A 26,216-nucleotide genomic window follows, 5' to 3' on the forward strand; every position below is an offset into this window, starting at 1 on the left:
ATCGGGCAGTGGGGACATGTCGCCACACTAGTGAAGCGATGCCCCATCCCACAGAGCCAAGATCATTCGGAACGACTGGGACATGATGCCCCAACCTTGATCCATGTCCGCGCAATGTCACGCTCATCGTCTATAACAAACGGCTCAATACCCCGATCCTGAGGAGTCGCCATGAGCCAAGTCTTCGATGTTGCCGTTGTCGTCGGCAGCCTGCGCAAGGAATCCCTGAACCGCAAGATCGCCAAGGCATTCGCCGAACTGGCGCCGGCCAACCTGAAACTGACCATCGTGGAGATCGGCGACCTGCCGCTGTACAACGAAGAGCTCGACGTGGGCACGCCGCCCGCGAGCTATACCGCCTTCCGCGAGCGCATCGCCAGCGCGGACGCGGTGCTCTTCGTCACACCGGAATACAACCGCTCGGTTCCCGGCGTACTGAAGAACGCCATCGACGTCGGCTCGCGCCCTTATGGCAAGAGCGCGTGGAACGCCAAGCCCTGCGCCGTGGTGAGTGCCTCGCCGGGTGCCATCGGCGGCTTCGGCGCCAACCACCACCTGCGCCAGTCGCTGGTATTCCTCAACATGCCCGTGCTGCAGCAGCCTGAAGCCTACCTGGGCGGTGCGGGCAGCTTCTTCGACGAAGCCGGCAAGCTGTCCGAGAAGACGCAACCCTTCCTGAAGAGCATCATCGATGCCTTCTCCGCCTGGATCGTGCAGAACCAGCCGCGCTGATCGACACACGCGCCGGCTTCGGCCGGCGCCTGTTCATCACTCCTCGAGCAATCGCGCCAGGCGCTGGCGCAGGTAGCGGTTCTCCGCCCGCAACTCGTCCACCTCGTCCAGCAGCCGCAGCGCCAGGGCAATGCCCGGCCAGTCCAGCTCGAACTCGCGGCGCAGGCGCACCGCGCGGCGCACGACGCTGACCGCCTGGTAGTCGAAGACCCAATGCCCGGCGCGCTGTTCGCGGGGCTCCACGATACCCACCTCGACGATCTCGACGAGCACGTCGCGGGGGAGGTTCACCGACTGGCAGAGCTCGTCGAGGTCCACCAGCATCACTGTCGTCGTCATGCGCGTTTACCCCAATCGGCACGCGGGTCGAAGGCCGCCTTGGCAGCCAGTTCTTCCCAGAGTTTGCGGGTCGCTTCGTCCGCCGTCTTCGGCATCACCACCTTGAGCACGGCGTAGAGATCGCCGGCGGCGCTATCGCCCTTGTTCGGCAGGCCCTTGCCCTTGATGCGCAGGCGCTGCCCGGCCTGGCTGTTGGCCGGGATTCCGAGGTTGATCCGCCCGCCCAGCGTGGGCACTTCCACCTTGGCGCCGAGCGCGGCTTCCCAGGGGGCCACCGGCACGGTGACGATGAGGTCGCGGCCATCGACGTCGAAGACCGGGTGCGGCACCAGGCGGATCGCCAGGTACAGGTCGCCCGCCGGCCCACCGTTGATACCCGGCGCGCCCTGCCCCTTGAGGCGGATGCGTTCGCCGTCGGCGGTGCCTACGGGGATCTTCACGTTCAACGTCTTGTTCTGCGGCGGCAGCTTGCGACCGTACTCGTCGTAGCTGGGCAGGCTGAAGCTGATCGGCCGGCTGTCCCCGGACAGGGTTTCCTCGAGGAACAGCGGGACTTCCATCTCCACGTCCTGGCCACGGTGGGCCTGCGGCTGGCGCGCGCCACCGAAACCGCCGGCGCGGCCGCCGAAAATCTGCTCGAAGAAGTCGCTGAAGTCCTGCTCATGCCCCGGCGGGGGGCCGTCGAAACCGCCGCGCGGCTGCCAGCCGGGCGGCGCCTCGAACTGCGGCCCCTGCGGGCCGTAGCGGCGCAGCTCATCGTACTCGGCGCGTTTCTCCGGGCTCTTCAGCACTTCATAGGCCTCGGAGACATCCTTGAATTTGGCCTCGGCATCCGGCTCCTTGCTGACGTCCGGATGGTACTTGCGCGCGAGCTTGCGGTAGGCGGTCTTGATCGCCTTCTCGTCGGCGTCGGGTTCGACCCCAAGCGCCGCGTAGTAGTCCTTGAATTCCATCGGTAACGGTCACTCCTCACATGCGTTGGACCTGTCGGCGCCTGGTACACGGGGAATTTGCGCGGGCAGCCGAAGCCGCTGCGCGCACTGCGAGGCGAACAGGTGGAAAAAAGCGGGTCTGGAAACACAGATGGAGTCGCGACACCTGCTTTTCAACACTGCCTGCAAGCCTAGACGCTGATCCTGCATCGGCGCTGGCGCGACGACTTGATACCGGGCATGGCATAGTCAGACTCCGCATTTCCAGGCGATTACTCCAGGCCATGAACCTCCCTCTCGATGCGTTGCGCCAGCCACTGGACCCAAGCCATGGCCTGCCGATCTACCGCCAGCTGTACGAGCGCATCCGCGACGCCATCACCCGCGGCGCACTGCGCCCAGGCGAGCGGGTGCCGCCAGTGCGCGGGCTCGCTGGCGAACTGGGGGTGGCGCGCGGGACCGTGGAGCTGGCCTACCAGTTGCTGACCAGCGAGGGCTACCTGCTGGCGCGCGGGCCGGCGGGCACCGTGGTGTCGCCGCAGTTGGCCGGGCGCACCGCCGGCGCCCCACCCATGGTTGCCACGCCGGCTACCGTGGAGCGCGCCCTGCCCGGTCTGATTGCCCACGGCCCGACCCTGCGACCGTTCCAGCTCGGCGTGCCGGCGTTGGATGCCTTTCCCCGCGCTCTCTGGGCACGCCTGTGTGCGCGTCGCCTGCGCCAGCAGAACGGCGCCATGCTGGCCTACCCGGAACCCTGCGGTTACGGGCCGTTGCGCGAAGCCGTCGCCGGCTACCTGGGGATTTCCCGAGGCATCGCCTGCGACCCGGCGCAGGTATTCATCTGCGCCGGTTACCAGGGCGCCCTGGACCTGATCAGCCGCACCCTGCTCGAACCCGGGCAGCGCTTCTGGCACGAAGACCCCGGCTATCCGCGCGGCCGCGAACTACTGCGTCGGGCCGGCGGCGTACCGGTGCCCGTCGCGGTGGACGCCGATGGCCTGCGCGTGGAAAACGGCATCGCCCGGGCACCGGATGCACGCTTCGCCCTGGTCACACCGTCGCAGCAAAGCCCCACCGGCATCGCCCTCAGCCTGCCGCGCCGCCTGGCCCTGCTCGACTGGGCGGCCAGCAGCGGCGCGTGGATCGTCGAGGACGACTACGACAGCGAGTACCGCTACGCCGGCTTCCCGCTGCCGGCGCTGAAAAGCCTCGACCGTGCCGGCCGCGTGCTCTACACCGGCACCTTCAGCAAGGTGCTCTACCCCGCGCTGCGCCTGGGCTATCTGGTCGTACCGGCGGAGTTGGTGGAAGACTTCGTGCGCGCCCAGCAGGTATTCCCTTCCGGTTGCGCGGAACTGCTGCAGGCAACCCTCTGCGACTTCATGCAGGAGGGCCATTTCGCCCGTCACCTCAAGCGCACCCGCACGCTCTACGCCCAGCGCCGCCAGTGGCTGCGCAGTGCACTGGAGGATCGCCTCGGCGAGCGCCTGCGCTTCGCCGACACGCCCGGCGGCCTGCACCTGATCGGCGCGCTGGACCAGGATGACCTCGCCGTCGCCCGCCGCGCCCACGCCGAAGGGCTCGGCCTGCAGGCGCTGAACGCCTGGTGCGTGGAAGCCCGGCACGAGCCGGCGCTGATCATGAGCTTCACCAATATCACCGACGAGCAGCTTGCCAGGCGCCTGGCACAGCGGCTGGCGCCGTTGCTGGGCTGAGATCGGGCCAGGGTCGGTCAATACCTCCGATGGCAAAAATTGACTGGCGCCCATCGTTGACCGAGGTCAATTTCCCTACCGGCGATGCCGTTAGATTCCCACAACATCTTGTTGTCTTGAATAACTCGAGACACAGCATGTTGTGGAATCAAGCCAATGCCCTTGACACGCACCGCCCCCCTTCACGCCAGCCTGCGCAAGCGAAATGGCAGCGCAGCAGCCTTCGATCCGAGCAAGATCGAGCGCGCCATTGCCGCCGCCGGCGAGGCCAGCGGCGAGTTCACCGCGTCCCACGCCGAGGAGCTGACCCGCCGCGTGCTGGCACGCCTGCCCGCCCAGAACAACCTCGACGTGGAGCAGGTGCAGGACGTGGTCGAGCGCGCCCTGATGGAAGCCGGTCACTACCCCACCGCACGCGCCTACATCGTCTACCGCGAACGCCACGGCCGCCTGCGCCGCGAGCGCAAGACGCTGGTGGATGTCGCCGCGTCGATGAACGAGTACCTGTCGCGCGAAGACTGGCGGGTGCGCGCCAATGCCAACCAGGGCTACTCCCTGGGCGGGCTGATCCTCAACGTGTCCGGCAAGGTCACCGCCAACTACTGGCTGGACGAGGTCTACAGCGAAGGCATCGCCGTCGCTCACCGCGAGGCCGACCTGCACATCCACGACCTCGACATGCTCGCCGGCTACTGCGCCGGCTGGTCGCTGCGCACGCTGCTCAGCGAGGGTCTCAACGGCGTGCCGGGCCGGGTCGAAGCCGGGCCGCCGAAGCACCTGTCCAGCGCGCTGGGGCAGATGGTCAACTTCCTCGGCACCCTGCAGAACGAGTGGGCCGGCGCCCAGGCCTTCAGCTCCTTCGACACCTACCTGGCGCCCTACGTACGCAAGGACAACCTGAGTTATCAACAGGTACGCCAGGCGCTGCAGGAGTTCATCTACAACCTCAACGTGCCCTCGCGCTGGGGCACCCAGACGCCCTTCACCAACCTGACCTTCGACTGGGTCTGTCCGGAAGACCTGCGCGAGCAGATCCCCTACGTCGGCGGCGTGGAAATGCCCTTCGCCTACGGCGAGCTGCAGGCCGAGATGGACCTGATCAACCGCGCCTACATCGAGGTGATGCAGGCAGGCGACGCCCACGGCCGGGTGTTCACCTTCCCGATCCCGACCTACAACATCACCCATGATTTCCCCTGGGACAGCGACAACGCCACGCGCCTCTTCGAGATGACCGCGTGCTACGGCCTGCCTTACTTCCAGAACTTCCTCAACTCGGACATGCAGCCCAACCAGGTGCGCTCCATGTGCTGCCGCCTGCAACTGGACGTGCGCGAGTTGCTCAAGCGCGGCAACGGCCTGTTCGGCTCGGCGGAGCAGACGGGTTCGCTGGGCGTGGTGACGATCAACTGCGCGCGCCTGGGTTACCTTCATCGCGGCGACGCTGCCGCCCTCTACGCCCGACTCGACTACCTGCTGGAGCTGGCCTTCGACAGCCTGGAGGTCAAGCGCAAGGTCATCCAGCAGCACATGGACGCCGGGCTCTACCCCTACACCCAGCGCTACCTGGGCACCCTGCGCAACCACTTCTCCACCATCGGCGTGAACGGCCTGCACGAGATGCTGCGCAATTTCACCGATGACCGCGACGGCCTGCACACCGAGGTCGGCCGGCAGATGGCGCTGGAACTGCTGGACCATGTACGGGCGCGGCTGGTGCGCTTCCAGGAGGACAGCGGCCATCTCTACAACCTCGAAGCCACGCCGGCCGAAGGCACCACCTACCGCTTCGCCCGCGAGGACCGGAAGCGCCACCCGGACGTGCTCCAGGCCGGCACGCCGGACGCACCCTACTACACCAACTCCTCGCAACTGCCGGTGGGCCTCACCGACGATCCGTTCGAGGCGCTGGAACTGCAGGACGCCCTGCAGTGCAAGTACACCGGCGGCACCGTGCTGCATCTGTACATGGCCGAGCGCATCTCCAGCGCCGAGGCCTGCAAGACCCTGGTACGCACCGCCCTCGGGCGCTTCCGCCTGCCCTACCTGACGGTGACGCCGACCTTCTCCATCTGCCCGGTCCACGGCTACCTCGCCGGCGAACACGAGTTCTGCCCCCGATGCGACGAAGCCGCGCTGCAGAAAGCCGCGCCCACGAGCTGTGGTGGCTGTGGCGGCTGATTCCCCTTTCACTTTCATCCACGCAAAAGGAGCACGACCGATGTCCGCAAGCCAACTGCCCGAAAGCCAACGCCAACGCTGCGAGGTTTGGACCCGCGTGATGGGCTATCACCGCCCGGTGACGGCGTTCAACGCCGGCAAGCAATCCGAGCACCGCGAGCGCCGTCACTTCCGCGAGACGCGATGAGCACCAGGCTCAGGGTCGGGGGCCTGGTGCCCCTGACCACCCTCGATTACCCCGGCCTGCTCGCCTGCGTGCTGTTCTGCCAGGGCTGCGCGTGGCGCTGTCGCTACTGCCACAACCCGGAGCTGATTCGCCCGCGTGGCGAGTCGGAGATCCCCTGGGACGTCATCCTGGCATTCCTCCGGCGACGGCAGGGCCTGCTGCAGGCGGTGGTGTTCAGCGGCGGTGAGGCGACGCTGCAGAACGCATTGCCGGGGGCCATGGCCGGCGTACGCGAGCTGGGTTTCCGTGCCGGGCTGCACAGCGCCGGTATCCGCCCGGAAGCCTTCGCCCGCGCACTGCCCCATGCCGACTGGGTCGGCTTCGACGTGAAGGGGCTGGCCGAGGGCATGGACGCCATCACCGGCGTGAAGCGCAGCGGCCTGGCCAACTGGCGCAGCCTGGAGCTGTTGCTGGAAAGCGGCGCGGAGCATGAGTGCCGCACCACCGTGCACTGGCAGTTGTTCGACCTGGAGCGCCTGCGCCGACTGGCCACGACATTGCGCGGGATGGGGGTGGACAACTTCGTGGTGCAACTGGCACGCAGCGGGCGCCAGCTCGATCCCGAGCTGATCGCCACGCCGGCGCCCCACGGCGCACCTGATCTCTGGCGAGAGCTGCACGCGCTGTTCCCGAGTTTCGAATTGCGCGACGCCTGAACGCCCGCGCTCCTACTATTCAACTCCGCCCCAAGCGCTCGCTCCTACGAAAAGCAAAAAGCCCCGCCGAAGCGGGGCTTTTCATTTAAGCAGACTGCCAGCCCATCAGGACGACAGGTAGGCCGAGCGGGTCAGGCCCAGGCGCAGCGCGTCGAGGAACTGCGTCCGCTCGCGTGCGGTGAGCTTGGCCCCGGCGACCTTGTCGCGGTAGTGGGTCATCAGCTCCTCGGGCGACAGGTGCACGTAGCGCAGCATGTCCTCGATGGTGTCGTGGGTCTCGATGCCGGCGTGGTAGTAGCTACCGTCGGCATTCTGGTAGACGTTCACCGAGTCGGTGTCACCGAACAGGTTGTGCATGTCGCCGAGGATTTCCTGGTACGCGCCGACCAGGAAGGTGCCGATCAGGTAGTCCTCGCCTTCCTTCACATCGTGCACCGGCATGCTGGTCTCGATGCTCTGCTCGTCGACGTACTGGGTGATCTTGCCGTCGGAGTCACAGGTCAGGTCCTGCAGCACCGCGCGACGGGTCGGCTCCTCGTCCAGGCGGTGGATCGGCAGGATCGGCAGCACCTGGCCGATGGCCCAGGTATCGGGCAGGCTCTGGAACACCGAGAAGTTGCAGATGTACTTGTCGGCCAGCTTGTCGTTCAGCTCGTCGAGCACCTGGCGGTGCGAGCGCTGGTGTGCCTTGAGCTGGTTGTGCAGGCGACGGCAGATGGCGAAGTAGCACTGCTCGGCCAGGGCTTTCTGCGCCAGGCTGATCTTGCCCTCGGCGTATTGCGAGGCCGCGTCGCTCATGTAATGGGTGGCGCGCCAGTAGGTCTCGGTGACCATCTCGGCATCGGTCGGGCCGAGCAGGTCGGCCAGCCACTGGACGATTTCCGGCTGTTCGGCCAGGTCGGTGATCGTCGGCACCTCGTCGTTGTGACGCTCGACGTCGGTGACCTGGGTGATCAGCACGGCATGGTGCGCCGTCAGCGCACGGCCACTCTCGGAGAAGATGTGCGGATGCGGCAGGCCCTGCGCGTCGCAGAACTCCTTGAGCATGCCGACCACCACACCGGCGTAGTCGTCGATGTCGTAGTTGATCGAGCTGGCGTTGCGCGAGTGGGTGCCGTCGTAGTCCACGCCGAGGCCGCCGCCGACGTCCACGTGGTCCACCGGCAGGCCGAGGGCGCGCAGTTCGCCGTAGTAGCGGATGGCTTCCTTGAAGCCATGCTGGTAGTCGGCCAGGTTGGCGATCTGCGACCCCATGTGGAAGTGCAGCAGGCGCACGCCCTGGTCCAGCCCGGCGGCGCGGAAGCGGTCGACCACCGACAGCAGCTGCGCGGCGGACAGGCCGAACTTGGCCTTTTCGCCACCAGTGTCCGCCCACTTGGAGGACGCCAGCGAGGACAGGCGCACGCGCAGGCCGACCTGGGGCAGCACACCCACGATGGCGGCCTCCTCGATCACCAGCTGCACCTCGGATTCCTTCTCGATCACGATGAACACGTTGTGGCCGAGCTTCTGCCCCATCAGCGCCAGCTTGATGAACTCGCGGTCCTTGTAGCCGTTGCAGACGATGGTGCCGCCCTTCGGCGCCAGCGCCAGCACGGCCATCAGCTCGGGCTTGGAGCCGGCTTCCAGGCCGATGGAGACGTTCTGGGTGGCGATGATGCTTTCCACCACCGCTTCCTGCTGGTTCACCTTGATCGGATACAGCGCGGTGTAGCGGCTGCTGTACTCCAGGCGCTCGATGTTGGCGTCGAAGGCGCCGGTGAGCTTGCGCACGCGGTCCTGGAGGATGTCCGGGAAACGCACCAGCAGCGGCAGCGACAGGCCCGCCTCACGCAGCTGCTCGACCAGCGCATGCAGATCGATCGGCTGGGCATCGGCGCCCTGCGGGCGAACTTCCACGTTACCGGCGTCGTTGAGGGCGTAATAGCCCGCACCCCAGTGGCGAATTCCGTAGATGCTGCGGCTGTCAGCCACGGTCCAGTTGCTGCCGTCGTCTTTGCGGGTCCGTCTAGCGGCCATGCGTGGTGGTCTCCTCAAATAGCGCGAAAGTGTGCTGGCGCCCGCCCGGCATGCGGGTGAGTCGTCAAAGCCCGGTGGTGTAAACCTAGCCGGACCTCGTGACGTTGCCGTGTTGACCGCCGGTGTTGGCGGTAAGTTTAGGAAAATCCGACGACGCGCCCGGGGCGCACCGATAAATCTCCCATCTAGGGAAAGGGCTTGCCGGCCATGCGCGGGACGCACATCGCCTGGAACCCGTTCTCGACAGGGGAGAGTCGCGTGCCCCTTCAGGCAAGCAGCAGGGCGGTTCAGCCGCCGGATTTCTTCGCCTTGAGGCCGCGTCTGGTCAGCTCTTCGAGCAGCAGGTCGACGTGGTCGCCCTGGATCTCGATGATGCCGTCCTTCAACGCGCCACCCGTGCCGCAACGCTTCTTCAGCGCGGTGGCCAGGTCCTTCAGCGCATCGGCCGCCAGCGGCACGCCGGTCACCGTGGTCACGGTCTTGCCACCGCGGCCCTTGGTTTCACGACGCACACGAGCGATGCCATCGCCGGCCGGAATCTCGGCCTGCTTGCAGATGCACGCGCCAATGGGCTGATTGCAGTCCGGGCAGTGCCGGCCGGCATCAGTGGAGTAGACGAGCCCGCCAAGGGCGGACAGGGAGGATGCTTTCTTGACCACCGGGCTTATCCCCAGGATTGGCCTCTACGACACTGCTCATGGTCGGCTGCGCGTCGGCGGACCAGCGATGGAAACCGTCTCGGGGTGCTCATTTACTGACGTAAACTCCGCGCCCTCGCCGCTTTCCGCCTTGTTCCGCTCTAGCTCGCCGCCCCTGAACCGGTCTTTCCGGGCCAGGTCAACGAATGGCCGGCTGGCGCCGACCGCGACGCCCCACTCAGGCAGGGGCTGCGCAATTCCCGGTGGAGGACCCTGCCGGAAAGGTCGCGCAATTTAGCAGCATTGAAGGCAAATGCTAAGAGCGAAAATGCGTCATTGATCGGCGGTTTGGCGACATGCCGGCGCAGCAGGGTTGTTGCAGGAGCGAGCTTGCTCGCGAACAAAGCCCCACTGCGGAGCCCTTCGCGAGCAAGCTCGCTCCTACGAAGAGCAGCCCGCCGCGGGTTAAAGCGTCAGAAACTGACCAGGTACTTGCGCAGCGCCGCCAGCGAGTCCGGGCAATACAGCGTGCCCGTCTTGGCCTCCGCCAGCGCCTGGTGCGGGTCGATGAATTTCGCTTCCAGCACCTCTTCCGGCTGCAACCGCAGTGGCGCATCGGATACGGCGGAAAACACCGCGCACCACAGGCGATTGTCCGGCTGGTCGAAGAAGAAGGTGCCGTGGGCGCGCAGCGGGGCGCCGGCGATGCCCAGTTCCTCTTCAAGTTCACGGGCAGCGGACTCGGCGTAGCTCTCGTCCGCCTGCACCATGCCGCCGGCTGCCGGGTCCCAGTAGCCAGGGTAGACCGCCTTGCTCAGGGTGCGGCGGTGCACGCACAGCTCGCCGGCAGAGTTGAACAGCAGGATGAAGGTGCCACGGCCGATCAGCCCGCGCGCGCGCAGCTCGGCGCGCGGCAGGCTGCCCAGCAACTGGTCGTCTTCGTCGACCCAGGCGATCTTCTCGGCGTCCGAAGCCGCCCGGTGGGCGGCTTCCTTGTCGCTGATGCCGGTCATCGATCAGCCCTGGGCCAGCAGTTGGCGCAAGTCGATGATCGCGGCGTTGGCGCGGGAGATGTAGTTGGCCATCACCAGCGAGTGGTTGGCCAGCACGCCGAAGCCGCTGCCGTTGAGGACCATCGGGCTCCACAGCGGCGCCTCGGCGGCCTCCAGCTCGCGGATGATCTGACGCACGCTGACGGTAGCGTTCTTCTTCGCCAGCACGTCGGCGAAGTCCACCTCGATGGCACGCAGGATGTGCGACAGCGCCCAGGCCTGGCCACGCGCCTCGTAGAACACGTTGTCGATCTGCAGCCAGGGGGTTTCCTGCAACACTTCCTCGACTTCCGGCGCCTGGCCCGGGGTGACCGGTTTGAGCGGGGTGATGTTGGTGTTCAGCTTGACCCGGCCAACGCTGGCCGAGAGGCGCTGGGACAGCGAGCCCAGGCGGGTGGAGACATCACCCAGCCAGTTGTTCAGGCTGTCGGCGCGGGCGTAGAACTGCGCACCGGCCGGATCGGCGGAGAGACGGGCGAGGTAGCGGTCCAGCGACTTGATACCCTCGGCGTACTCCGACTCGGAGGACGGCAGCGCCCAGCTCTTGTTGTCGAAGTTGAACCGCGGCTCGGCGCGCGCCAGGTCGGCATCCTCAGTGGACTGCGACTGGGAGCGGGCGAAGTCCTTGCGCAGCGCGCGCGACAGGTCGCGCACCTGGACCAGCGCGCCGTATTCCCAACTGGGGATGTTGTCCAGCCAGATACCCGGCGGGAAGATATCGTTGGACAGGTAGCCACCCGGCTTGTTGAGCAGCGTGGCAACCACTTCCTTGAGGGTTTCCACCGTGGTGTAGCCCACCACCATCTGACGACCGGCGCGCTCGGCGGCGGCCTGGGCATTCTGCTGCACGGGGAAGAGGTCCGGCTCCTGGCTCCAGTACCAGCCGATCGCCCCGCAGATCACCACATAGACACCCAGCAGGCCGCCCAGTACGCGACCCAGCCAGGGGCCGCCGAAATAGGCGCGAGCGTTGTCTACCGTGTCATCCACGCGATCACGCACGGAGCCGCGTTTCTTCCAGTTCCACATGGCAAGTTCCTTGATGTCCCGAATTCGAAGATAGCTTGGACCCGCAACCGGCCCCAGGGTGCCGGGATTTTAGGTCCACCGGCGCAAGCATGCCGCACGGCGGCAGGTCAGCGCAGCCTACCCTGCGCATGGTGCTAGGTAATGGTGCGAATTACAAAGCTTCGGATGTTTGACCGAAGGCACTGTTATTGCCACCAAGGATTGGTAGCATAGGGCCATCAGTGTGTATCACGGCGGAAACAACTTCGCCCCGCAGGCCGCCGGTACGGCTCTATAAAGAAGCGCGCGATGACCGAGCTCGACGATCCATCCCTCGACCGCCTCAAGCATCACTTCGCCCAGCGGGTGATTCACCAGGCTCGTCACCTGCTGGAAGTCTGGCAGCGCCTGTCGCGGTCGGAGTGGAACAGCGCGGGGATGGCCGAGCTGGCCGAGGCCTGCCTGCGCCTGCAGCGCTACGCCGAGCGCTTCGAGCAGGCGGAGCACGCCGACCTGGCCAAGGCCATCGACCAGTGCCTGCGCGCCGTGCAGGGCAACCGCGGGCGTCTCTCCAGCGAACTGATCACCGAGCTGAACCACCTGATGCAGCGCCTGTCGCGCACCGGCCTGCGCCATGGCGACCAGTTCGAGCAGACCCACCTGCCGCCGCTGCGCAAACCCGTCTACCTGGCCCTGCAGGACCTGGAGCGTGCCGAGCGCCTCGCCCAGCAGCTGGAGTTCTTCGGCATGGCCGCGCAGCCCTGCGAGCACGCCAATGCCTTCCGCGCCGCCATGGCCGACCGCCATCCGGCCGCCATCGTCATGGAAATCGACTTCGCCAACGGCCAGGGCCTGGCGCTGGCCGACGAAGCCCAGGCGGGTCTCAAGCAGAAGCTGCCGGTGCTGTTCTTCAGCCATGAGGAAACCGATACGCCGACCCGACTGGCGGCTGCCCGGGCTGGCGGCCAGGATTTCTTCAGCGGCGCGCTGGACGCCTCCGGCCTGCTGGAAAAGATCGAGACGCTGACCCGCGTGGCGCACTACGAGCCGTTCCGCGTGCTGATCGTCGACGACTCCCGCGCCCAGGCCGCGCACACCGAGATGGTCCTCAACAGCGCCGGCATCGTCACCCGCGCGCTCACCGCGCCGCTGTCGGTGATGGCCGAACTGGCCGAGTTCCAGCCGGACCTGATCATCCTCGACATGTACATGCCCGAGTGCCTGGGCACCGAGCTGGCCAAGGTCATCCGCCAGCACGAGCGCTATGTCAGCGTGCCGATCATCTACCTGTCCGCCGAAGACGATCTGGACAAGCAGCTCGACGCCATGAGCGAGGGCGGCGACGACTTCCTCACCAAGCCGATCAAGCCGCGCCACCTGATCGCTACCGTGCGCAACCGCGCCGCCCGCGCGCGCAGCCTCAAGGCACGAATGGTCCGCGACAGCCTGACCGGCCTGTACAACCACACCCACACCCTGCAGTTGCTCGACGACGCGCGCTTTCGTGCCCGTCGCGAGGAGCGCCCGCTGACCTTCGCGATGCTCGACATCGACCACTTCAAGCGGGTCAACGACACCTACGGGCACCCCATGGGCGACCGCGTGATCAAGAGCCTCGCGCTGTTCCTCAAGCAGCGCCTGCGCAAGACCGATCACATCGGCCGCTACGGCGGCGAAGAGTTCGCCGTGGTGCTGCCGGACACCGACGCCGTGGCCGCGCGCAAAGTGCTGGAGGAGATACGCCAGCGTTTCGCCGAGATTCACTACCCCGCGCAACCCCACGACCTCTCCTGCACCTTCAGTTGCGGCATCGCCGAACTGGGCGAGGACATGGACATCAAGACCCTCGCCAAACAGGCGGACGAGGCGCTGTACACCGCCAAGCACGGCGGCCGCAACCGCGTCGAGGTCTACAAGTAACTCCTCCGCCGCTCCGGCGCGGCGCTCTGCTGCGCTGTTTTCCGACCGAATGCTGGCACCGTGTCATCAGCCAGTAACGAAACTGCAATAGGTTCAGGGCTCGCCGTTTTTCGCTGTCGGTCGAGACCTGCCATGCGCCTCAAGCTGCTCACCAACCTCAACACCTTCCTGCTCCTGCTCGTGTGCCTCGCGCTGGGCGCCACCCTGTGGTGGTCGCAACGCGCCCTGGAGCGCCCCTTCACGTTGATGGACCGTTACCTGGAACTCTCCCAGGGCTTCGAGCGCAAGGTCGCGCAGAACATCCAGGCGTACCTCGCCAGCGGTGACGCGCTCAAGCAGAAGGCCGCCCAGCAGGGACTGGACGAGTTGGCCGAGGAGCTGCCGCAACTGCCGGACCGCCTCAGCCAACTGCTCGGCCAGAGCCTCGACGAACTGCGCCAGTTCAGCGGCAACCAGTTGCTGGCTGCCGGCAAACTCGCCGGCGACCCGCAGGGTCTGCTGCTGCAGGCCGAGCGTGATCTGCTCGCCGCGCTCGACCAGCTGGGCACCTATGCCGACGCCAGCCAGAACCCCGCCGCCAGCGAATACCGCACCCCGCTGCTGCAGGCCGGCCTGCACCTGACCCGCCTGGCCCACGCCCGCGCCAAACTCGTGGAAAGCGGCAACCCAGCGCTGGCCGAGGACATCCAGCGCGAGCTGGACACCCTGCGCCAACTGGCCGAACGCATCGACGCCCTGCCGTTGCTCGGCGTACTGGAGCAGCAGGCCTCCGCTTCCGACGACTTCGCCGCGATGATGGGGCTGGAATCCCAGCCGGCTGCCGAGGCACAGAGCGAGGACCGCGGTGTCACCCTCAAGCGCGAGCTCGCCAGCGTGCTGCGCCGCTACCCCGACGAACTGAACCGCACCCGCCAGCTGATCGCCCAGCGCCAGGAACTGGCCAATGCCACCGCCCAGCGCGTGGGTGCCGTGCAGCAGGCCCTGGCGACCCTGGAGCCGCAGGTCCGCGAGGAGCGCTCGAAGATCCAGGCACAGGTGCGCGTCATCCAGGGCGCGCTGATCGCCCTGATCCTCGCCACCGCGCTGCTCATCGATACCCTGCAACGTCGCCTGGCGCGCGTGCTCGGCCAACTGGTGCCGGCGCTCTCGACCTGGGCACGCGGCGACTTCGCCCAGCCCATCGCCCTGGACACGCGCACCCGCGACCTGGTGGAACTGCAGGAATCGCTGAACCGTCTGCGCGATTTCCTGGGCACCCTGGTTGGCACCATCCACCAGCGGGCCGAGGAGGTGGCCGGCAGCAGCCGTGCCCTGGCCGAGCTCAGCGGCGGCCTGCACGCCGGCGCCGAACGCCAGGCCAGCGACACCGGGGAAATCCGCGACGCGCTGGGCAACATGGAAGCGGCGATCCAGCAGGTGGCCGGCGACGCCAGTCAGGCCGCCTCGGCCAGCCACGCAGCCGGCATGGCGGTCGAGCAGGGCCAGCAGGTCATCGGCAACAGCCTAAACGGCATGCGCGCCCTGGTCGACGAAGTGCAGAGCAACGCCCAGGCCATCGAGAACCTGGCGGAAGAGTCGGCCACCATCGCCAATGTGCTGGGGGTGATCCGCTCCATCGCCGAGCAGACCAACCTGCTGGCGCTGAACGCCGCCATCGAGGCCGCACGGGCCGGCGAACAGGGCCGCGGCTTTGCGGTGGTCGCCGAGGAAGTGCGCTCACTGGCCCTGCGCACCGCCGGCGCCACCGAGGAAATCCAGCAGCTCACCGCCCGCCTGCAACAGGCCGCCCGGCAGTCGGTGGACGCCATGCGCAGCCAGGTCGAGCATGCGGAGATCACTGCCAACCAGGCCGGCGCCGCCGAGGGCGCACTGGACGAAGTGGTCGGCGCCATCCGCACCATCGCCAGCATGGCCGAACGTATCGCCGAAAGCTCAGCCCACCAGAGCGGCGCGGTCAGCGAGATCCGCTCCCACAGCGAACGCATCCACGCACTGGGCAGCGAGAACCTGCGCCTGATCGGCCAGGGCCGCAGCCAGGGCGAGCAGTTGCAGGAACTGGGCGGCGCGCTGCACACCGCCGTCAGGGCTTTCCGCGTGTAACTGAGCAAACCTGCAGGAGCGGACCATGCGCGCGATCACGGGCATGACCCGCTCCTGCAGGGGAACAGCGGCGGTCAACCGCTACCAACGTCGTCCAGGAAAGGCTTAACGCTCGCCCAGCTTGTGCCGCGCGGCGTACAGGCAAACCATCTCCATCGCCAGGGTCGCACCGGCCAGGGCAGTGATCTCCGCGCTGTCGTAGGGCGGCGCGACTTCCACCACGTCCATCCCCACCAGGTTGATGCCCCTCAGCGCGCGGAGGATTTCCAGTGCCTGATGCGAACTCAGCCCGCCGCAGACCGGCGTACCGGTCCCCGGCGCGAAGGCAGGGTCGAGGCAGTCGATGTCGAAGGTCAGGTACACCGGGTTGTCGCCGACCCGCGCGCGGATGCGCTCGGCGATGGCCTGCGGCGTCTGGCGGTGCACCTCGCGGGCGTCCAGTACCTGAAACCCCATGACGTCATCATTGGTGGTGCGCAGGCCGACCTGCACCGAGCGCGCCGGGTCGACCAGCCCCTCGCGCGCGGCGTGGTAGAACATGGTGCCGTGATCGATACGCTGGCAATCCTCGTCCGGCCAGGTGTCGCTGTGGGCGTCGAAGTGGATCAGCGACAGCGGGCCGTGCTTCTTCGCGTGGGCCTTGAGCAGCGGGTAGCTGATGAAGTGGTCGCCGCCCAGGGTCAGCAGTGCACAGCCGGCATCGAGAATACGCGCGGCGTGGGCTTCGATGACGTCCGGGGTTCCCTGCGGCACGCCGTGGTCGAAGGCGCAATCGCCGTAATCGATCACGGCCAGGTGGTCGAAGGGATCGAACTCCCAGGGGAAATGCCGCGCCCAGGCCATCTGCACCGAGGCGGCGCGGATCGCGCGCGGCCCGAAGCGGCTGCCGGGGCGGTTGGTGGTAGCGGTGTCGAAGGGCACGCCGCTGACCACCAGGTCGACGCCGCGCAGGTCGCGACTGTAGCGGCGGCGCATGAAGCTGGTGACGCCGGCGTAGGTGGATTCGGCAGCGGTGCCATAGAGGCTGTCGCGGGTAATGGCCTGGTCGTTGTCCTGGGCGATGTCCATGGTGTCCTCATCGATGTCTTTGTGGTGTTGTCGTGATGGTTCGGTTTCTGCACGACCACCCTCTCCCTAACCCTCTCCCTGAAGGGAGAGGGGACTGATCGGCATCAGGCGGAACGCCGTGTCTGCCGACCACTCCGAGCGGCTCCCTCTCCCTTTAGGGAGAGGGCGGGGGAGAGGGAGTCCCAGGCACTCAACTACGTAGGGCGCATAACCTGGAACAGGTTATGCGCCGGCCCTGGCTCGGCTCGGCGGATAACGCTGGCGCGTTATGCGCCCTACGAAAGCCCGCGGTTTCCTTAGCTACGGGTCCGGAACGCCGACCACAGCCGGGTGCGCTCGCGCTGCTGCTTCAAGGTCAGCAACTGTTCGCCGAACAGCTTCTGGCGCATGGCCGGCGCCGGGTAGATGTCCGGGTCGCCCGCGACATCGGCATTCAGCAACGGTGTGGCCTTGAGGTTGGCGTTGGCGAAGTACAGGGTGTTGGTCAGCTCGGCGATGGACTCCGGGCGCAGCATGAAGTCGATGAAGGCGCGCGCTTCCTGCGGGTGCGGCGCGTCCACCGGGATGGCCATGGTGTCGAACCAGATGAGCGTGCCTTCCTTCGGAATCCGGTAGATCACTTCGAACGGCTTGTTCGCCTGCCTGGCCTGGGCGGCGCCCATCAGCGCGTCGCCGGTGTAGGTCAGGGCGACGCACAGCGTGCCGTTGGCCAGGTCGTTGATGTGCTTGCCGCTGGCGATGTAGCGCACGTTGGGCTGCAGCTTCTCCAGCAACTGGCGAACCTCGGCCAGATCGGCCGCGTCGGTGCTGTAGGGCGACTTGCCCAGGTAATTCAGTGCCACGCTGATGACTTCCTGCGGCGAGTCGATCAGCGAGATGCCGCAGTCGGCCAGGCGGCTGGCGTACTCGGGTTTGAACAGCAGGTCGAGGCTGTCCAGCGGTGCGTTGGGGAGGCGTTTGAGCACCGCGTCCTTGTTGATCGCCAGGCCCACGGTGCCCCAGGTGTAGGGCACGCCGAAACGGTTGCCGGGATCGATGGCGGCCAGCTTGGCCAGCAGTTCCGGGTCGAGGTTGGCGACGTTCTTCAGTTGCGCGTCGTCCACCGGCTGCACCGCCTTGGCCTGGATAGCGCGGGCCAGTCCGCTGCTGGCGGGGAACACAACGTCGTAGCCGCTGCGGCCGGTCATCAGCTTGCTGTCGAGCACCTCGGCGCTGTCGAAGGTGTCGTATTTGACGCGGATACCGGTTTCCTTCTGAAACCGCTGCAGGGCGTCCGCGCCGACGTAATCCGCCCAGTTATAGAGGTTGAGCACCCGCTCCTGCGCCTGCAGGGGCACAGCCAGCGCCACGGCCAGCGCCGCGAGAGTCGCCCGGAAGAACACACGCATGATCATCGCCTCGGAGTTGTTGTGGTTATGGGGCGAGCATGGGGCGGGCTTTACTTTGTAAAAATACAAAGTTAATTACTTTGGCATTTCCCCATGACAATGTTTGGAGAAGGCCATGCTCAGCCAATTGCGCGACCTCGACCTGCAACTGCTGCGGCTGTTCGTCACCGTGGTGGAATGCGGCGGCTTCAGCGCCGCGCAGGGCGAACTGGGTCTGAGCCAGCCGAGCATCAGCATCCAGATGGCCAAGCTCGAGACGCGGCTGGGCTATCGATTGTGCGAACGCGGCAAGGGGGGCTTCCGCCTGACGCCCAAGGGCGAGCACCTGCTGCAGGCGACGCGGCGGCTGTTCCTGTCCATCGAGGACTTCCGTGACGAAGCGCGCGGCGTGGCGGACAAACTGCTCGGCGAGGTACGCATTGGCCTGTCGGAAAGCCTGGAGGAGAGCGTGCTGGCGCGGCTGTCCGACGCCATCCGGCGTTTCCGCCAGCGCAACGAGGCGGTCACCCTGGACCTGCTCACCGCCACGCCCGCCGAACTGGAACGCCTGTTGCTGCAGGATCGCCTGCACCTGGCAGTCGGCTACTTCGCTGGCACCCAGGCCGCGCTGGAGCACACTAGCGTGTTCATCGAGCCGCAGGGGCTCTATTGCGGCGCCGGCCATCCGGCGTTCAAGGAAAAGAAACCGACCCGCGGCTCCCTCGCCGACGCCGACCAGGTGCTGCACCCCTACCGCTTCATCGCTGCCGACGAACCGCTGCAGACCAGCCGCAGCAGCGCGCGCTGCGAGCAGGTGGACGGCAGCCTGGCATTCATTCTTTCCGGCGCGCACATCGGCTACCTGCCCAGGCATGTCGCCCAGCCCTGGATCGAGCGCGGTCAACTGCGCGAGCTGCTGGCGGACGAGCTGGGCTTCGACGTGGACTTCAGCCTCACTCGCCACCGCGGCCGCCACCCCGGCGACGCCGAGCAGGCCTTCGTCGACGACCTGCTGGCCGCCTTTGGCCAGCGCGCGGCCGATTGACGCAGCGGCGCTGGGGGAACCGAGACTCGCGGGCGCAGTCCCACAACGTCTATCACGTCTTGTGACAGCTGATCCGGCAACGCCTCGGGCCGTGCCGGAAGCTTTCCGCTATCATGCCCGCCACCTGTGTGCCCGCCCACTACGTAGTCCGCGAGATGTCCATGCGCCGCCTGCTCACTCTGCTCCTGCTCCTCGTCGCCCTGCCCGCCTCTGCCGGCCTGTTCGACAAACCCGCCGACAAGGGCGGCTTCGCCGTCGGGCAACCGGCCAAGGGCGACTTCCTGCCGGTGGCCGAGGCCTTCCGCGTCAGCGTCGAGGACAGCGACAGCCAGCAAGTGAAGCTGCGCTTCATCAATGCCGACGGCTACTACCTTTACCAGCACCGTTTCAGCTTCAAGGTCGAGCCCGCCGACAGCGGCGTGAGCGTCGGCGAGGTGAAGCTGCCACCGGGCAAACAGCACCACGACGATTACTTCGGCGACACCGTCGTCTACTACGCCATCACCGACATCGACGTACCGCTGGTCAACCCGCAGCACAAGCCCTTCACCCTCGTCGTCAGCTACCAGGGCTGCGCCGACAAAGGCCTGTGCTACGCGCCGGAAACCACCCGCCTGCAGATCGCCGACGGGCAGGCCGCCAGCGTCGTGACCGGCTCCGCACCCTCCGCCACTGCCACGTCCGCCGCCTCGGGCAACCCGCTGGCCAGCCTGCTGGGCGACCATGAGCCGGGCAAGATCAAGAAGCTCGGCCGTGCGCTGGTGATCTTCTTCCTGCTGGGCCTGGCGCTGACCTTCACGCCGTGCGTGCTGCCGATGCTGCCGATCCTCTCCGGGGTCGTGCTGCGCGGTCGCCCGGGCGGCATGCGCGGCCTCGCCCTGTCGCTCGCCTATGTGCTGCCGATGGCGGCCTGCTACGCGGTGCTCGGCACCCTGATGGGCCTGTTCGGCGCCAAGCTCAACCTGCAGGCGATGCTGCAGTCGCCCTGGGTGCTGATCCCCTTCGCAGCCTTCTTCGTAGTCTTCGCCATCGCCATGTTCGGCGCCTTCGAGCTGCGCCTGCCGGGCTTCCTGCGCGAGCGCCTGGACAACATGGCCAACAACACGCGCGGCGGCTCCATCGCCGGCGCAGCGACCCTGGGCGTGCTCTCCAGCCTGCTGGTGTCGCCCTGCGTCACCGCCCCGCTGGCCGGCCTGCTGCTCTATATCAGCAGCACCGGTGATGCAGTCGGCGGCGGCCTGCTGCTGTTCTCCCTGGGCCTGGGCATGGGAACACCGCTGGTGATCTTCGCCGTTGGCGGCGGCGCCTTGCTGCCCAAGAGCGGCGCCTGGATGAACGGCGTGCGCAACGTCTTCGGCGTCATGCTGCTGGCCGTGGCCATCTGGATGCTCGACCGCCTCGTCTCCGGGCCGGTTTCGCTGACGCTCTGGGGCACCCTGGCCGGCGGCGTCGCCCTGGCCATTGGCACCCTCGAACTGGGGCCGAAGAAGCCCCTGCAGCGCCTCGGTCAGTTGTTCGGCCTGATGCTGCTGGTCTACGCCGTGGCCGCCTGGACCGGCGCCCTGCGCGGCGAATCCGACCCGCTGCACCCGCTGGGTCGCAGTACCCCAGGCCTGCACGCCGGCCCGCCGACGACCACTCCCGGCGACTGGCAGAACATCACCACCCCGGCGCAGCTCAACGCAGCCCTGGCCAGCGCCCAGGCCGCCGGTCGCCCGGTGCTGCTGGACTGGTACGCCGACTGGTGCATCAGCTGCAAGATCATTGAGCGCCAGGTGCTGCCCGCCCCGGAAGTCCAGTCGCAGCTGCCCGGCTTCGTCCTGCTGCGCTTCGACATGACCGCCAGCACCCAGGAGCAGCGCGCCCTGCTCGATCGCTACAACCTGTTCGGCCCGCCCGCGCTGCTGTTCTTCTCGGCAAAAGGCGACGAATGGAGCGACCTGCGCATCATCGGCGAAACCGACGCCGTCACCCTCGCCGACCGCCTCAATCAGGCGGGAAAGCGCTCCTGACCCCAGATTGACTGCAACGGTTTTGCCGTAATCGGCTGGCAACATGCTGACATCTACGGCAAAACCGGCATGACTGGACAGTCACGCCAGCTTTCCGGCATAGTCCCGCCCTATCTTTTCCCGCCAAGAACAAGGACTACCGCATCCAGATGGCGACCTTACTGGTACTGCACGGGCCCAACCTCAATCTGCTGGGCACCCGCGAGCCCGACAAATACGGCTCCGTCACCCTCGAGCAGATCAACCAGGACCTGGAGCGCCGCGCCCGCGAGGCCGGCCACCACCTGATGTACCTGCAGAGCAACGCCGAGTACGAACTGATCGACCGGATCCACGCCGCGCGCAACGAAGGCGTCGACTTCATCCTGATCAATCCGGCCGCGTTCACGCATACAAGTGTCGCGCTACGTGACGCATTGCTCGCAGTGAGCATCCCATTCATCGAAGTGCACCTCTCCAACGTGCACAAACGTGAACCTTTCCGGCATCACTCCTATTTTTCCGACGTGGCGGTAGGGGTGATCTGCGGTCTGGGCGCCACAGGCTACCGCCTGGCCCTGGAATCCGCCCTCGAACAACTTGAACGCCCGTGACCTCACCTGGGAGAGCGAACACTGATGGACATCCGTAAAGTCAAGAAACTGATCGAACTGCTCGAAGAATCCGGTATCGACGAACTGGAGATCAAAGAGGGCGAAGAATCCGTACGCATCAGCCGTCACAGCAAGACCGCCGCCCAGCCGATCTACGCTGCCGCCCCGGCCTACGCTCCGGCGCCGGCCGCTGCTCCGGTCGCCGCCGCAGCCGCTGCCGCGCCGGCCGCTGAAGCCGCCCCGGCTGCCCAGAACCTCGCTGGCGCCGTGCGCTCGCCGATGGTTGGCACCTTCTACCGCGCTGCCTCGCCGACCTCCGCCAACTTCGTCGAAGTCGGCCAGAGCGTGAAGAAAGGCGACATCCTCTGCATCGTCGAAGCCATGAAGATGATGAACCACATCGAGGCCGAGACCAGCGGCGTGATCGGTCAGATCCTCGTGGAGAACGGCCAGCCGGTCGAGTTCGACCAGCCCCTGTTCACCATCGTTTAAACCGCGGGGAACCTGCGATGTTGGAAAAAGTACTGATCGCCAACCGCGGCGAAATCGCGCTGCGCATCCTGCGCGCGTGCAAGGAGCTGGGCATCAAGACGGTGGCCGTGCACTCGACCGCCGACCGCGAGCTGATGCACCTGTCGCTGGCCGACGAAGCGGTCTGCATCGGTCCGGCCCCGGCTGCGCAGTCCTACCTGCACATCCCGGCGATCATCGCCGCGGCCGAGGTCACCGGTGCCGTGGGCATCCACCCCGGCTACGGCTTCCTCGCCGAGAACGCCGACTTCGCCGAGCAGGTCGAGCGCTCGGGCTTCACCTTCATCGGCCCGAGCGCCGACGTCATCCGCCTGATGGGTGACAAGGTGTCCGCCAAGGACGCCATGAAGAAAGCCGGCGTGCCGACCGTACCGGGCTCCGACGGCCCACTGCCCGAAGACGAAGAAACCGCGCTGGCCATCGCCCGCGAGGTCGGCTACCCGGTGATCATCAAGGCCGCCGGTGGTGGTGGTGGTCGCGGCATGCGCGTCGTGCACCACGAGGAAGACCTGATCAAGTCCGCCAAGCTGACCCGCACCGAAGCGGGCGCGGCCTTCGGCAACTCGATGGTCTACCTGGAGAAATTCCTGACCAACCCGCGTCACGTGGAAGTCCAGGTGCTCTCCGACGGCCAGGGCAACGCCATCCACCTGGGCGACCGCGACTGCTCCCTGCAGCGTCGTCACCAGAAGGTCCTGGAAGAAGCACCAGCACCGGGCATCGACGAGAAGGCTCGCGCCGAAGTGCTGGCGCGCTGCGTCCAGGCCTGCGTGGAAATCGGCTACCGTGGCGCCGGCACCTTCGAGTTCCTCTACGAGAACGGCCGCTTCTACTTCATCGAGATGAACACCCGCGTCCAGGTGGAGCATCCGGTGTCGGAGATGGTCACTGGCATCGACATCGTCAAGGAGATGCTCAGCATCGCCTCGGGCAATAAGCTGTCGATCAAGCAGGAAGACGTGGTCATCCGTGGCCATGCGCTGGAATGCCGGATCAACGCCGAAGACCCGAAGACCTTCATGCCGAGCCCCGGCAAGGTGAAGCACTTCCACGCACCGGGCGGCAACGGCGTGCGTGTGGATTCGCACCTGTACAGCGGCTACGCCGTACCGCCGAACTACGATTCGCTGGTGGGCAAGATCATCACCTACGGCAAGGACCGCGATGAAGCCATGGCGCGCATGCGTAATGCGCTGGACGAGCTGATCGTCGATGGCATCAAGACCAACACCGAGCTGCACAAGGAGCTGGTCCGCGACAAGGAGTTCTGCAAGGGTGGCGTGAACATCCACTACCTGGAGAAGAAGCTGGGCATGGACAAGCACTGAGTCCTGCCTTGCCTCGCTCCAGCACAAGGGCTGCCTCCGGGCGGCCCTTGTGCTTTGTGGCACGCTGGTGCGGCGCGGTGCCGTGCAGTAAGCTTGCCGCCTTTATCGGCGGGCCGCCCAGGCGGTCCGTTGTCTTTTCCAGCGCCATCCCAGCACGATCGAGGTACCGCCCCATGCCCTGGCTTCAAGTCCGACTCGCCATCACCCCGGATCAGGCGGAAACCTACGAAGATGCGCTGCTGGAAGTGGGTGCCGTTTCCGTGACCTTCATGGACGCCGAAGACCAGCCGATCTTCGAGCCGGACCTGGGCACCACGCCACTGTGGAGCCATACCCACCTGCTCGCGCTGTTCGAGGCCGACACCGACGAAGCCTCGCTGGTCGCCCACTTGTCCCTCCTCACCGGCGGCGAGCTGCCACAGCACCAGATCGAGCGTATCGAGGACCAGGACTGGGAACGCAGCTGGATGGACAACTTCAAGCCGATGCGTTTTGGCCGCCGCCTGTGGATCGTTCCCAGCTGGCACGACGCACCAGAGCCCCAAGCGGTCAACCTGCTGCTTGACCCGGGCCTGGCCTTCGGCACCGGCACCCACCCGACCACCGCCCTGTGCCTGGAATGGCTGGACGGCCAGGCGCTGGTCGGCAAGCAGGTGCTGGACTTCGGCTGCGGCTCCGGCATCCTCGCCATCGCCGCGCTGCTGCTGGGCGCGGAGCAGGCGGTCGGCACCGACATCGACCCGCAGGCGCTGGAAGCCTCCCGCGACAATGCCTCGCGCAATGGCATCGACCCGGCGAAATTCCCTGTCTATCTGCCCGCCGATCTGCCGAAAGAACCGGCGGATGTCCTGGTGGCGAACATTCTGGCCGGTCCGCTGGTCACATTGGCAGAGCAGCTCACCGGGCTGGTGAAGTCCGGCGGCTTGCTGGCCCTCTCGGGCATCCTCGCCGAACAGGCCGAGGAAGTGCGTGCAGCCTACGAAGGCGCCTTCGACCTCGACCCGACCGCCGAGCGCGATGGCTGGATCCGCATCAGCGGCCGCCGCCGCTGAGTGCCCGCCGCACGGGGCTTGAGTTAGACTAACTGCCAGATTTTTCCGCCGGACCGCCGCATGAGCGACAGCTTCATCACCCAGTGCCCCCATTGCCAGACCCGTTTCCGCGTCAACGCGGCGCAACTGGGCGCGGCCAGCGGTGCTGTGCGCTGCGGAACCTGCCTGAAAGTCTTCAGCGCGCCGCAGAACATGGTGGACGAGCCTCCCCAGGCGCCGGCACCGACCGTCGCTCCGGCACGGCCCGTGGAGGCTCCCCAAACGCCCCCTGCGCCGGAGCCAGTCGTTCAAGCCGCACCGGCGAAAGCCCCGGAGCCGGTCGCCGCGGCACCCGCTCCCGCGCCGACCGTCAACACCGTTGCGCCTGAAAAGCCCGTCACGCCGAGCGCTCCCGGCACCGCCACGCTCGGCTGGCCACTGGCGCCCCATGCCGCACGCCACTCCAGCGATGTCGCGGAAAAGCCCGCCATCGCCGAAGCAAAGGTGGAAGCGAAACCCGCGCCGCTTGCCGAGCCCGCCCCGGTCATCGCCGCGGCCACGGTGATCGCGCCGGCAGCGACCGTGACCCGCGAGCCTGCCAAGCCCGCCCCTGCGCCGTCGAAAAAGGACGAGACGCTGTGGATCCACGACGATCTCGATCTGGACAGCCTCAACCTCGACGAGGAGCTGGCCAAGCTCGATGAGTTCGAGCTGTCCCAGGAGTTCCTCAGCATCGAGCGCGCGCCGCGCCCCAGCGAAGCCCTGCAGACCCGCCAGGAAGAGAAGCGCGACCCGCACGACGAGCGCTGGGCCGAAGCCCTGCTGGAAGAGGAACAACGTGGCGCCAGCCGTGCTTCCCGCCAGGAACCCAGCCTCGGCCAACTGCCCGCCGACGAGCGCGAGACGCCGCCCGCCAGCGCGCGCCGGGTGGCCGACAAGGAATCCGGGCCAGACGAGACTGAGGAAGAGCCGGAGCACGAACCGCGTCTCGACCCGGCGCCGCTAAGCGCCGAAACCGATGACGAAGCGCTCCCCGCCTTCAGCGCACGCCGCGATGACGACGAGCCCGGCACGGACGACGAGGACGACGAACCGCAGACCGAGCAACGTGGAGAAAGTCGCCGCGCGGAACCTGGCCTGGGCAACGACGGCCTGAGCGATCTCAGCGACGAGCCGCTGCAACTCGACTGGCAGAAGCCGAAAAGCCGCTGGGGCCGGCGCCTGTTCTGGCTGTTGCTGGTGCTGCTGGCCCTGGCCGGTCTCGCCGGCCAGTACATCGCCTATCACTTCGACGAACTGGCCCGCCAGGACCAGTACCGCCCCTGGTTCGCCCAGGCCTGCCCGGAACTGGGCTGCACCCTGCCCTCCAAGGTCGACGTGGAGCAGATCCGCAGCAGCAACCTGGTGGTGCGCAGCCACCCGGACTTCAGCGGCGCACTGGTGGTGGACGCGATCATCTACAACCGCGCCAACTTCTCCCAGCCTTTCCCGCTGCTGGAGATGCGCTTCGCCGACCTGAACGGCCAGCTGATCGCCAGCCGCCGCTTCAAGCCCAGCGAGTACCTTTCGGGCGAACTTGCCGGACAGAGCGAGATGCCGCCGCAGACACCGATCCACATCTCCCTGGACATCCTCGACCCGGGCCCCAAAGCGGTGAACTACAGCCTGAGCTTCCACTCGCCGGAATAACCCGGCCGGTAGCTCAAAGCGCCTGAGAACGCCA

Annotated in this window: 21 protein-coding genes and 1 pseudogene; 14 read left to right on the top strand and 8 right to left on the bottom strand. The window is 66.9% G+C overall.

The annotated features are described in order from the left end of the window. Positions 1–171: 171 nt before the first annotated feature. Complete coding sequence (locus AC1ZV1_RS26465; RefSeq protein ID WP_484294338.1) at positions 172–732, top strand: NADPH-dependent FMN reductase; 561 nt, start codon at positions 172–174, stop codon at positions 730–732. A gap of 36 nt (positions 733–768) precedes the next feature. Here AC1ZV1_RS26465 and AC1ZV1_RS26470 read toward each other — a convergent pair whose 3' ends face one another. Continuing rightward, entirely contained in the window at positions 769–1,071 is a 303-nt protein-coding gene (locus AC1ZV1_RS26470; protein WP_484294339.1) for a chaperone modulator CbpM, read from the bottom strand. After that, positions 1,068–2,024 carry a curved DNA-binding protein gene (gene cbpA, locus AC1ZV1_RS26475; RefSeq protein ID WP_484294340.1) on the bottom strand — a complete coding sequence of 319 codons (957 nt, stop codon included), beginning with the start codon at positions 2,022–2,024 and terminating at the stop codon, positions 1,068–1,070. Before cbpA ends, AC1ZV1_RS26470 begins: the two co-directional genes overlap by 4 nt. A 263-nt stretch (positions 2,025–2,287) precedes the next feature. On the opposite strand from cbpA, the gene pdxR reads away from it, so the two are divergent. The 4 genes from pdxR (at position 2,288) to AC1ZV1_RS26495 (ending at position 6,781) form a co-directional block, all read left to right on the top strand. Next, a complete protein-coding gene (gene pdxR, locus AC1ZV1_RS26480) occupies positions 2,288–3,718 on the top strand; it encodes a MocR-like pyridoxine biosynthesis transcription factor PdxR (RefSeq protein WP_484294341.1) in 1,431 nt (476 codons plus the stop codon). A 156-nt stretch (positions 3,719–3,874) separates the two neighbouring features. Further along, positions 3,875–5,899, top strand: a complete 2,025-nt coding sequence (locus tag AC1ZV1_RS26485; RefSeq protein WP_484294342.1) for a ribonucleoside triphosphate reductase — start codon at positions 3,875–3,877, stop codon at positions 5,897–5,899. Positions 5,900–5,939: 40 nt separating this feature from the next. Beyond that, on the top strand, positions 5,940–6,086 hold the full coding sequence (nrdD, locus tag AC1ZV1_RS26490; RefSeq protein ID WP_484294343.1) for an anaerobic ribonucleoside-triphosphate reductase: 147 nt from the start codon (positions 5,940–5,942) through the stop codon (positions 6,084–6,086). Next, positions 6,083–6,781, top strand: coding sequence for an anaerobic ribonucleoside-triphosphate reductase activating protein (locus AC1ZV1_RS26495; RefSeq protein ID WP_484294344.1), 699 nt, complete (start codon positions 6,083–6,085; stop codon positions 6,779–6,781). Before nrdD ends, AC1ZV1_RS26495 begins: the two co-directional genes overlap by 4 nt. 105 nt (positions 6,782–6,886) lie before the next feature. Here the strand turns inward: AC1ZV1_RS26495 and speA are convergent, their stop codons facing one another. The 4 genes from speA to AC1ZV1_RS26515 all read right to left on the bottom strand — a co-directional run bounded on the left by speA (position 6,887) and on the right by AC1ZV1_RS26515 (position 11,519). Continuing rightward, entirely contained in the window at positions 6,887–8,800 is a 1,914-nt protein-coding gene (gene speA, locus AC1ZV1_RS26500) for an arginine decarboxylase (RefSeq protein WP_484294345.1), read from the bottom strand. A 287-nt stretch (positions 8,801–9,087) separates the two neighbouring features. Further along, positions 9,088–9,459, bottom strand: a complete 372-nt coding sequence (locus AC1ZV1_RS26505; RefSeq protein WP_484294346.1) for a translation initiation factor Sui1 — start codon at positions 9,457–9,459, stop codon at positions 9,088–9,090. A 452-nt stretch (positions 9,460–9,911) separates the two neighbouring features. Next, on the bottom strand, positions 9,912–10,451 hold the full coding sequence (locus tag AC1ZV1_RS26510; protein WP_484294347.1) for an NUDIX hydrolase: 540 nt from the start codon (positions 10,449–10,451) through the stop codon (positions 9,912–9,914). A gap of 3 nt (positions 10,452–10,454) precedes the next feature. Further along, the gene (locus AC1ZV1_RS26515) at positions 10,455–11,519 is read right to left on the bottom strand and encodes a DUF2333 family protein (RefSeq protein WP_484294348.1); all 1,065 of its coding nucleotides are present in this window, start codon (positions 11,517–11,519) and stop codon (positions 10,455–10,457) included. A gap of 288 nt (positions 11,520–11,807) precedes the next feature. Between AC1ZV1_RS26515 and AC1ZV1_RS26520 the strand changes: the two genes are divergently transcribed. Both AC1ZV1_RS26520 and AC1ZV1_RS26525 read left to right on the top strand, forming a co-directional pair. Beyond that, on the top strand, positions 11,808–13,418 hold the full coding sequence (locus AC1ZV1_RS26520; protein WP_484294349.1) for a GGDEF domain-containing response regulator: 1,611 nt from the start codon (positions 11,808–11,810) through the stop codon (positions 13,416–13,418). A gap of 1,584 nt (positions 13,419–15,002) precedes the next feature. Next, positions 15,003–15,518 (top strand): annotated as a pseudogene (locus AC1ZV1_RS26525) (methyl-accepting chemotaxis protein); the annotation flags it as partial. Between the two features lie 105 nt (positions 15,519–15,623). Here the strand turns inward: AC1ZV1_RS26525 and speB are convergent. Both speB and AC1ZV1_RS26535 read right to left on the bottom strand, forming a co-directional pair. Beyond that, positions 15,624–16,586: an agmatinase gene (gene speB / locus AC1ZV1_RS26530; protein WP_484294350.1), complete on the bottom strand. Its 963-nt coding sequence runs from the start codon at positions 16,584–16,586 to the stop codon at positions 15,624–15,626. Positions 16,587–16,882: 296 nt separating this feature from the next. Further along, positions 16,883–17,974 carry a polyamine ABC transporter substrate-binding protein gene (locus AC1ZV1_RS26535; RefSeq protein WP_484294351.1) on the bottom strand — a complete coding sequence of 364 codons (1,092 nt, stop codon included), beginning with the start codon at positions 17,972–17,974 and terminating at the stop codon, positions 16,883–16,885. Between the two features lie 115 nt (positions 17,975–18,089). On the opposite strand from AC1ZV1_RS26535, the gene AC1ZV1_RS26540 reads away from it, so the two are divergent. The 7 genes from AC1ZV1_RS26540 to AC1ZV1_RS26570 all read left to right on the top strand — a co-directional run bounded on the left by AC1ZV1_RS26540 (position 18,090) and on the right by AC1ZV1_RS26570 (position 26,182). Further along, a complete protein-coding gene (locus AC1ZV1_RS26540; protein WP_484294352.1) occupies positions 18,090–18,998 on the top strand; it encodes a LysR family transcriptional regulator in 909 nt (302 codons plus the stop codon). Between the two features lie 161 nt (positions 18,999–19,159). Then, positions 19,160–21,010: a protein-disulfide reductase DsbD gene (locus AC1ZV1_RS26545; protein ID WP_484297646.1), complete on the top strand. Its 1,851-nt coding sequence runs from the start codon at positions 19,160–19,162 to the stop codon at positions 21,008–21,010. A 149-nt stretch (positions 21,011–21,159) separates the two neighbouring features. Beyond that, positions 21,160–21,603, top strand: a complete 444-nt coding sequence (aroQ, locus tag AC1ZV1_RS26550; protein ID WP_484294353.1) for a type II 3-dehydroquinate dehydratase — start codon at positions 21,160–21,162, stop codon at positions 21,601–21,603. 24 nt (positions 21,604–21,627) lie between these two features. After that, positions 21,628–22,095, top strand: coding sequence for an acetyl-CoA carboxylase biotin carboxyl carrier protein (gene accB, locus AC1ZV1_RS26555; RefSeq protein ID WP_017518189.1), 468 nt, complete (start codon positions 21,628–21,630; stop codon positions 22,093–22,095). 17 nt (positions 22,096–22,112) lie between these two features. Beyond that, positions 22,113–23,462 carry an acetyl-CoA carboxylase biotin carboxylase subunit gene (gene accC / locus AC1ZV1_RS26560; protein WP_024766369.1) on the top strand — a complete coding sequence of 450 codons (1,350 nt, stop codon included), beginning with the start codon at positions 22,113–22,115 and terminating at the stop codon, positions 23,460–23,462. Positions 23,463–23,635: 173 nt separating this feature from the next. Then, the gene (gene prmA / locus AC1ZV1_RS26565; protein ID WP_484294354.1) at positions 23,636–24,514 is read left to right on the top strand and encodes a 50S ribosomal protein L11 methyltransferase; all 879 of its coding nucleotides are present in this window, start codon (positions 23,636–23,638) and stop codon (positions 24,512–24,514) included. A 60-nt stretch (positions 24,515–24,574) separates the two neighbouring features. Then, a complete protein-coding gene (locus AC1ZV1_RS26570) occupies positions 24,575–26,182 on the top strand; it encodes a DUF3426 domain-containing protein (RefSeq protein ID WP_484294355.1) in 1,608 nt (535 codons plus the stop codon). The last annotated feature ends 34 nt before the right edge of the window (positions 26,183–26,216 follow it).

It is taken from the genome of Pseudomonas sp. BB438 (assembly GCF_057180225.1).

Excerpts from the sequence above, each read along its gene's own strand:
- AC1ZV1_RS26465 (WP_484294338.1), top strand. The coding sequence starts at position 172 with ATGAGCCAAGTCTTCGATGTTGCCGTTGTCGTCGGCAGCCTGCGCAAG.
- AC1ZV1_RS26470 (WP_484294339.1), bottom strand. The coding sequence starts at position 1,071 with ATGACGACGACAGTGATGCTGGTGGACCTCGACGAGCTCTGCCAGTCG.
- cbpA (WP_484294340.1), bottom strand. The coding sequence starts at position 2,024 with ATGGAATTCAAGGACTACTACGCGGCGCTTGGGGTCGAACCCGACGCC.
- pdxR (WP_484294341.1), top strand. The coding sequence starts at position 2,288 with ATGAACCTCCCTCTCGATGCGTTGCGCCAGCCACTGGACCCAAGCCAT.
- AC1ZV1_RS26485 (WP_484294342.1), top strand. The coding sequence starts at position 3,875 with ATGCCCTTGACACGCACCGCCCCCCTTCACGCCAGCCTGCGCAAGCGA.
- nrdD (WP_484294343.1), top strand. The coding sequence starts at position 5,940 with ATGTCCGCAAGCCAACTGCCCGAAAGCCAACGCCAACGCTGCGAGGTT.
- AC1ZV1_RS26495 (WP_484294344.1), top strand. The coding sequence starts at position 6,083 with ATGAGCACCAGGCTCAGGGTCGGGGGCCTGGTGCCCCTGACCACCCTC.
- speA (WP_484294345.1), bottom strand. The coding sequence starts at position 8,800 with ATGGCCGCTAGACGGACCCGCAAAGACGACGGCAGCAACTGGACCGTG.
- AC1ZV1_RS26510 (WP_484294347.1), bottom strand. The coding sequence starts at position 10,451 with ATGACCGGCATCAGCGACAAGGAAGCCGCCCACCGGGCGGCTTCGGAC.
- AC1ZV1_RS26515 (WP_484294348.1), bottom strand. The coding sequence starts at position 11,519 with ATGTGGAACTGGAAGAAACGCGGCTCCGTGCGTGATCGCGTGGATGAC.
- AC1ZV1_RS26520 (WP_484294349.1), top strand. The coding sequence starts at position 11,808 with ATGACCGAGCTCGACGATCCATCCCTCGACCGCCTCAAGCATCACTTC.
- speB (WP_484294350.1), bottom strand. The coding sequence starts at position 16,586 with ATGGACATCGCCCAGGACAACGACCAGGCCATTACCCGCGACAGCCTC.
- AC1ZV1_RS26535 (WP_484294351.1), bottom strand. The coding sequence starts at position 17,974 with ATGCGTGTGTTCTTCCGGGCGACTCTCGCGGCGCTGGCCGTGGCGCTG.
- AC1ZV1_RS26540 (WP_484294352.1), top strand. The coding sequence starts at position 18,090 with ATGCTCAGCCAATTGCGCGACCTCGACCTGCAACTGCTGCGGCTGTTC.
- AC1ZV1_RS26545 (WP_484297646.1), top strand. The coding sequence starts at position 19,160 with ATGCGCCGCCTGCTCACTCTGCTCCTGCTCCTCGTCGCCCTGCCCGCC.
- aroQ (WP_484294353.1), top strand. The coding sequence starts at position 21,160 with ATGGCGACCTTACTGGTACTGCACGGGCCCAACCTCAATCTGCTGGGC.
- accB (WP_017518189.1), top strand. The coding sequence starts at position 21,628 with ATGGACATCCGTAAAGTCAAGAAACTGATCGAACTGCTCGAAGAATCC.
- accC (WP_024766369.1), top strand. The coding sequence starts at position 22,113 with ATGTTGGAAAAAGTACTGATCGCCAACCGCGGCGAAATCGCGCTGCGC.
- prmA (WP_484294354.1), top strand. The coding sequence starts at position 23,636 with ATGCCCTGGCTTCAAGTCCGACTCGCCATCACCCCGGATCAGGCGGAA.
- AC1ZV1_RS26570 (WP_484294355.1), top strand. The coding sequence starts at position 24,575 with ATGAGCGACAGCTTCATCACCCAGTGCCCCCATTGCCAGACCCGTTTC.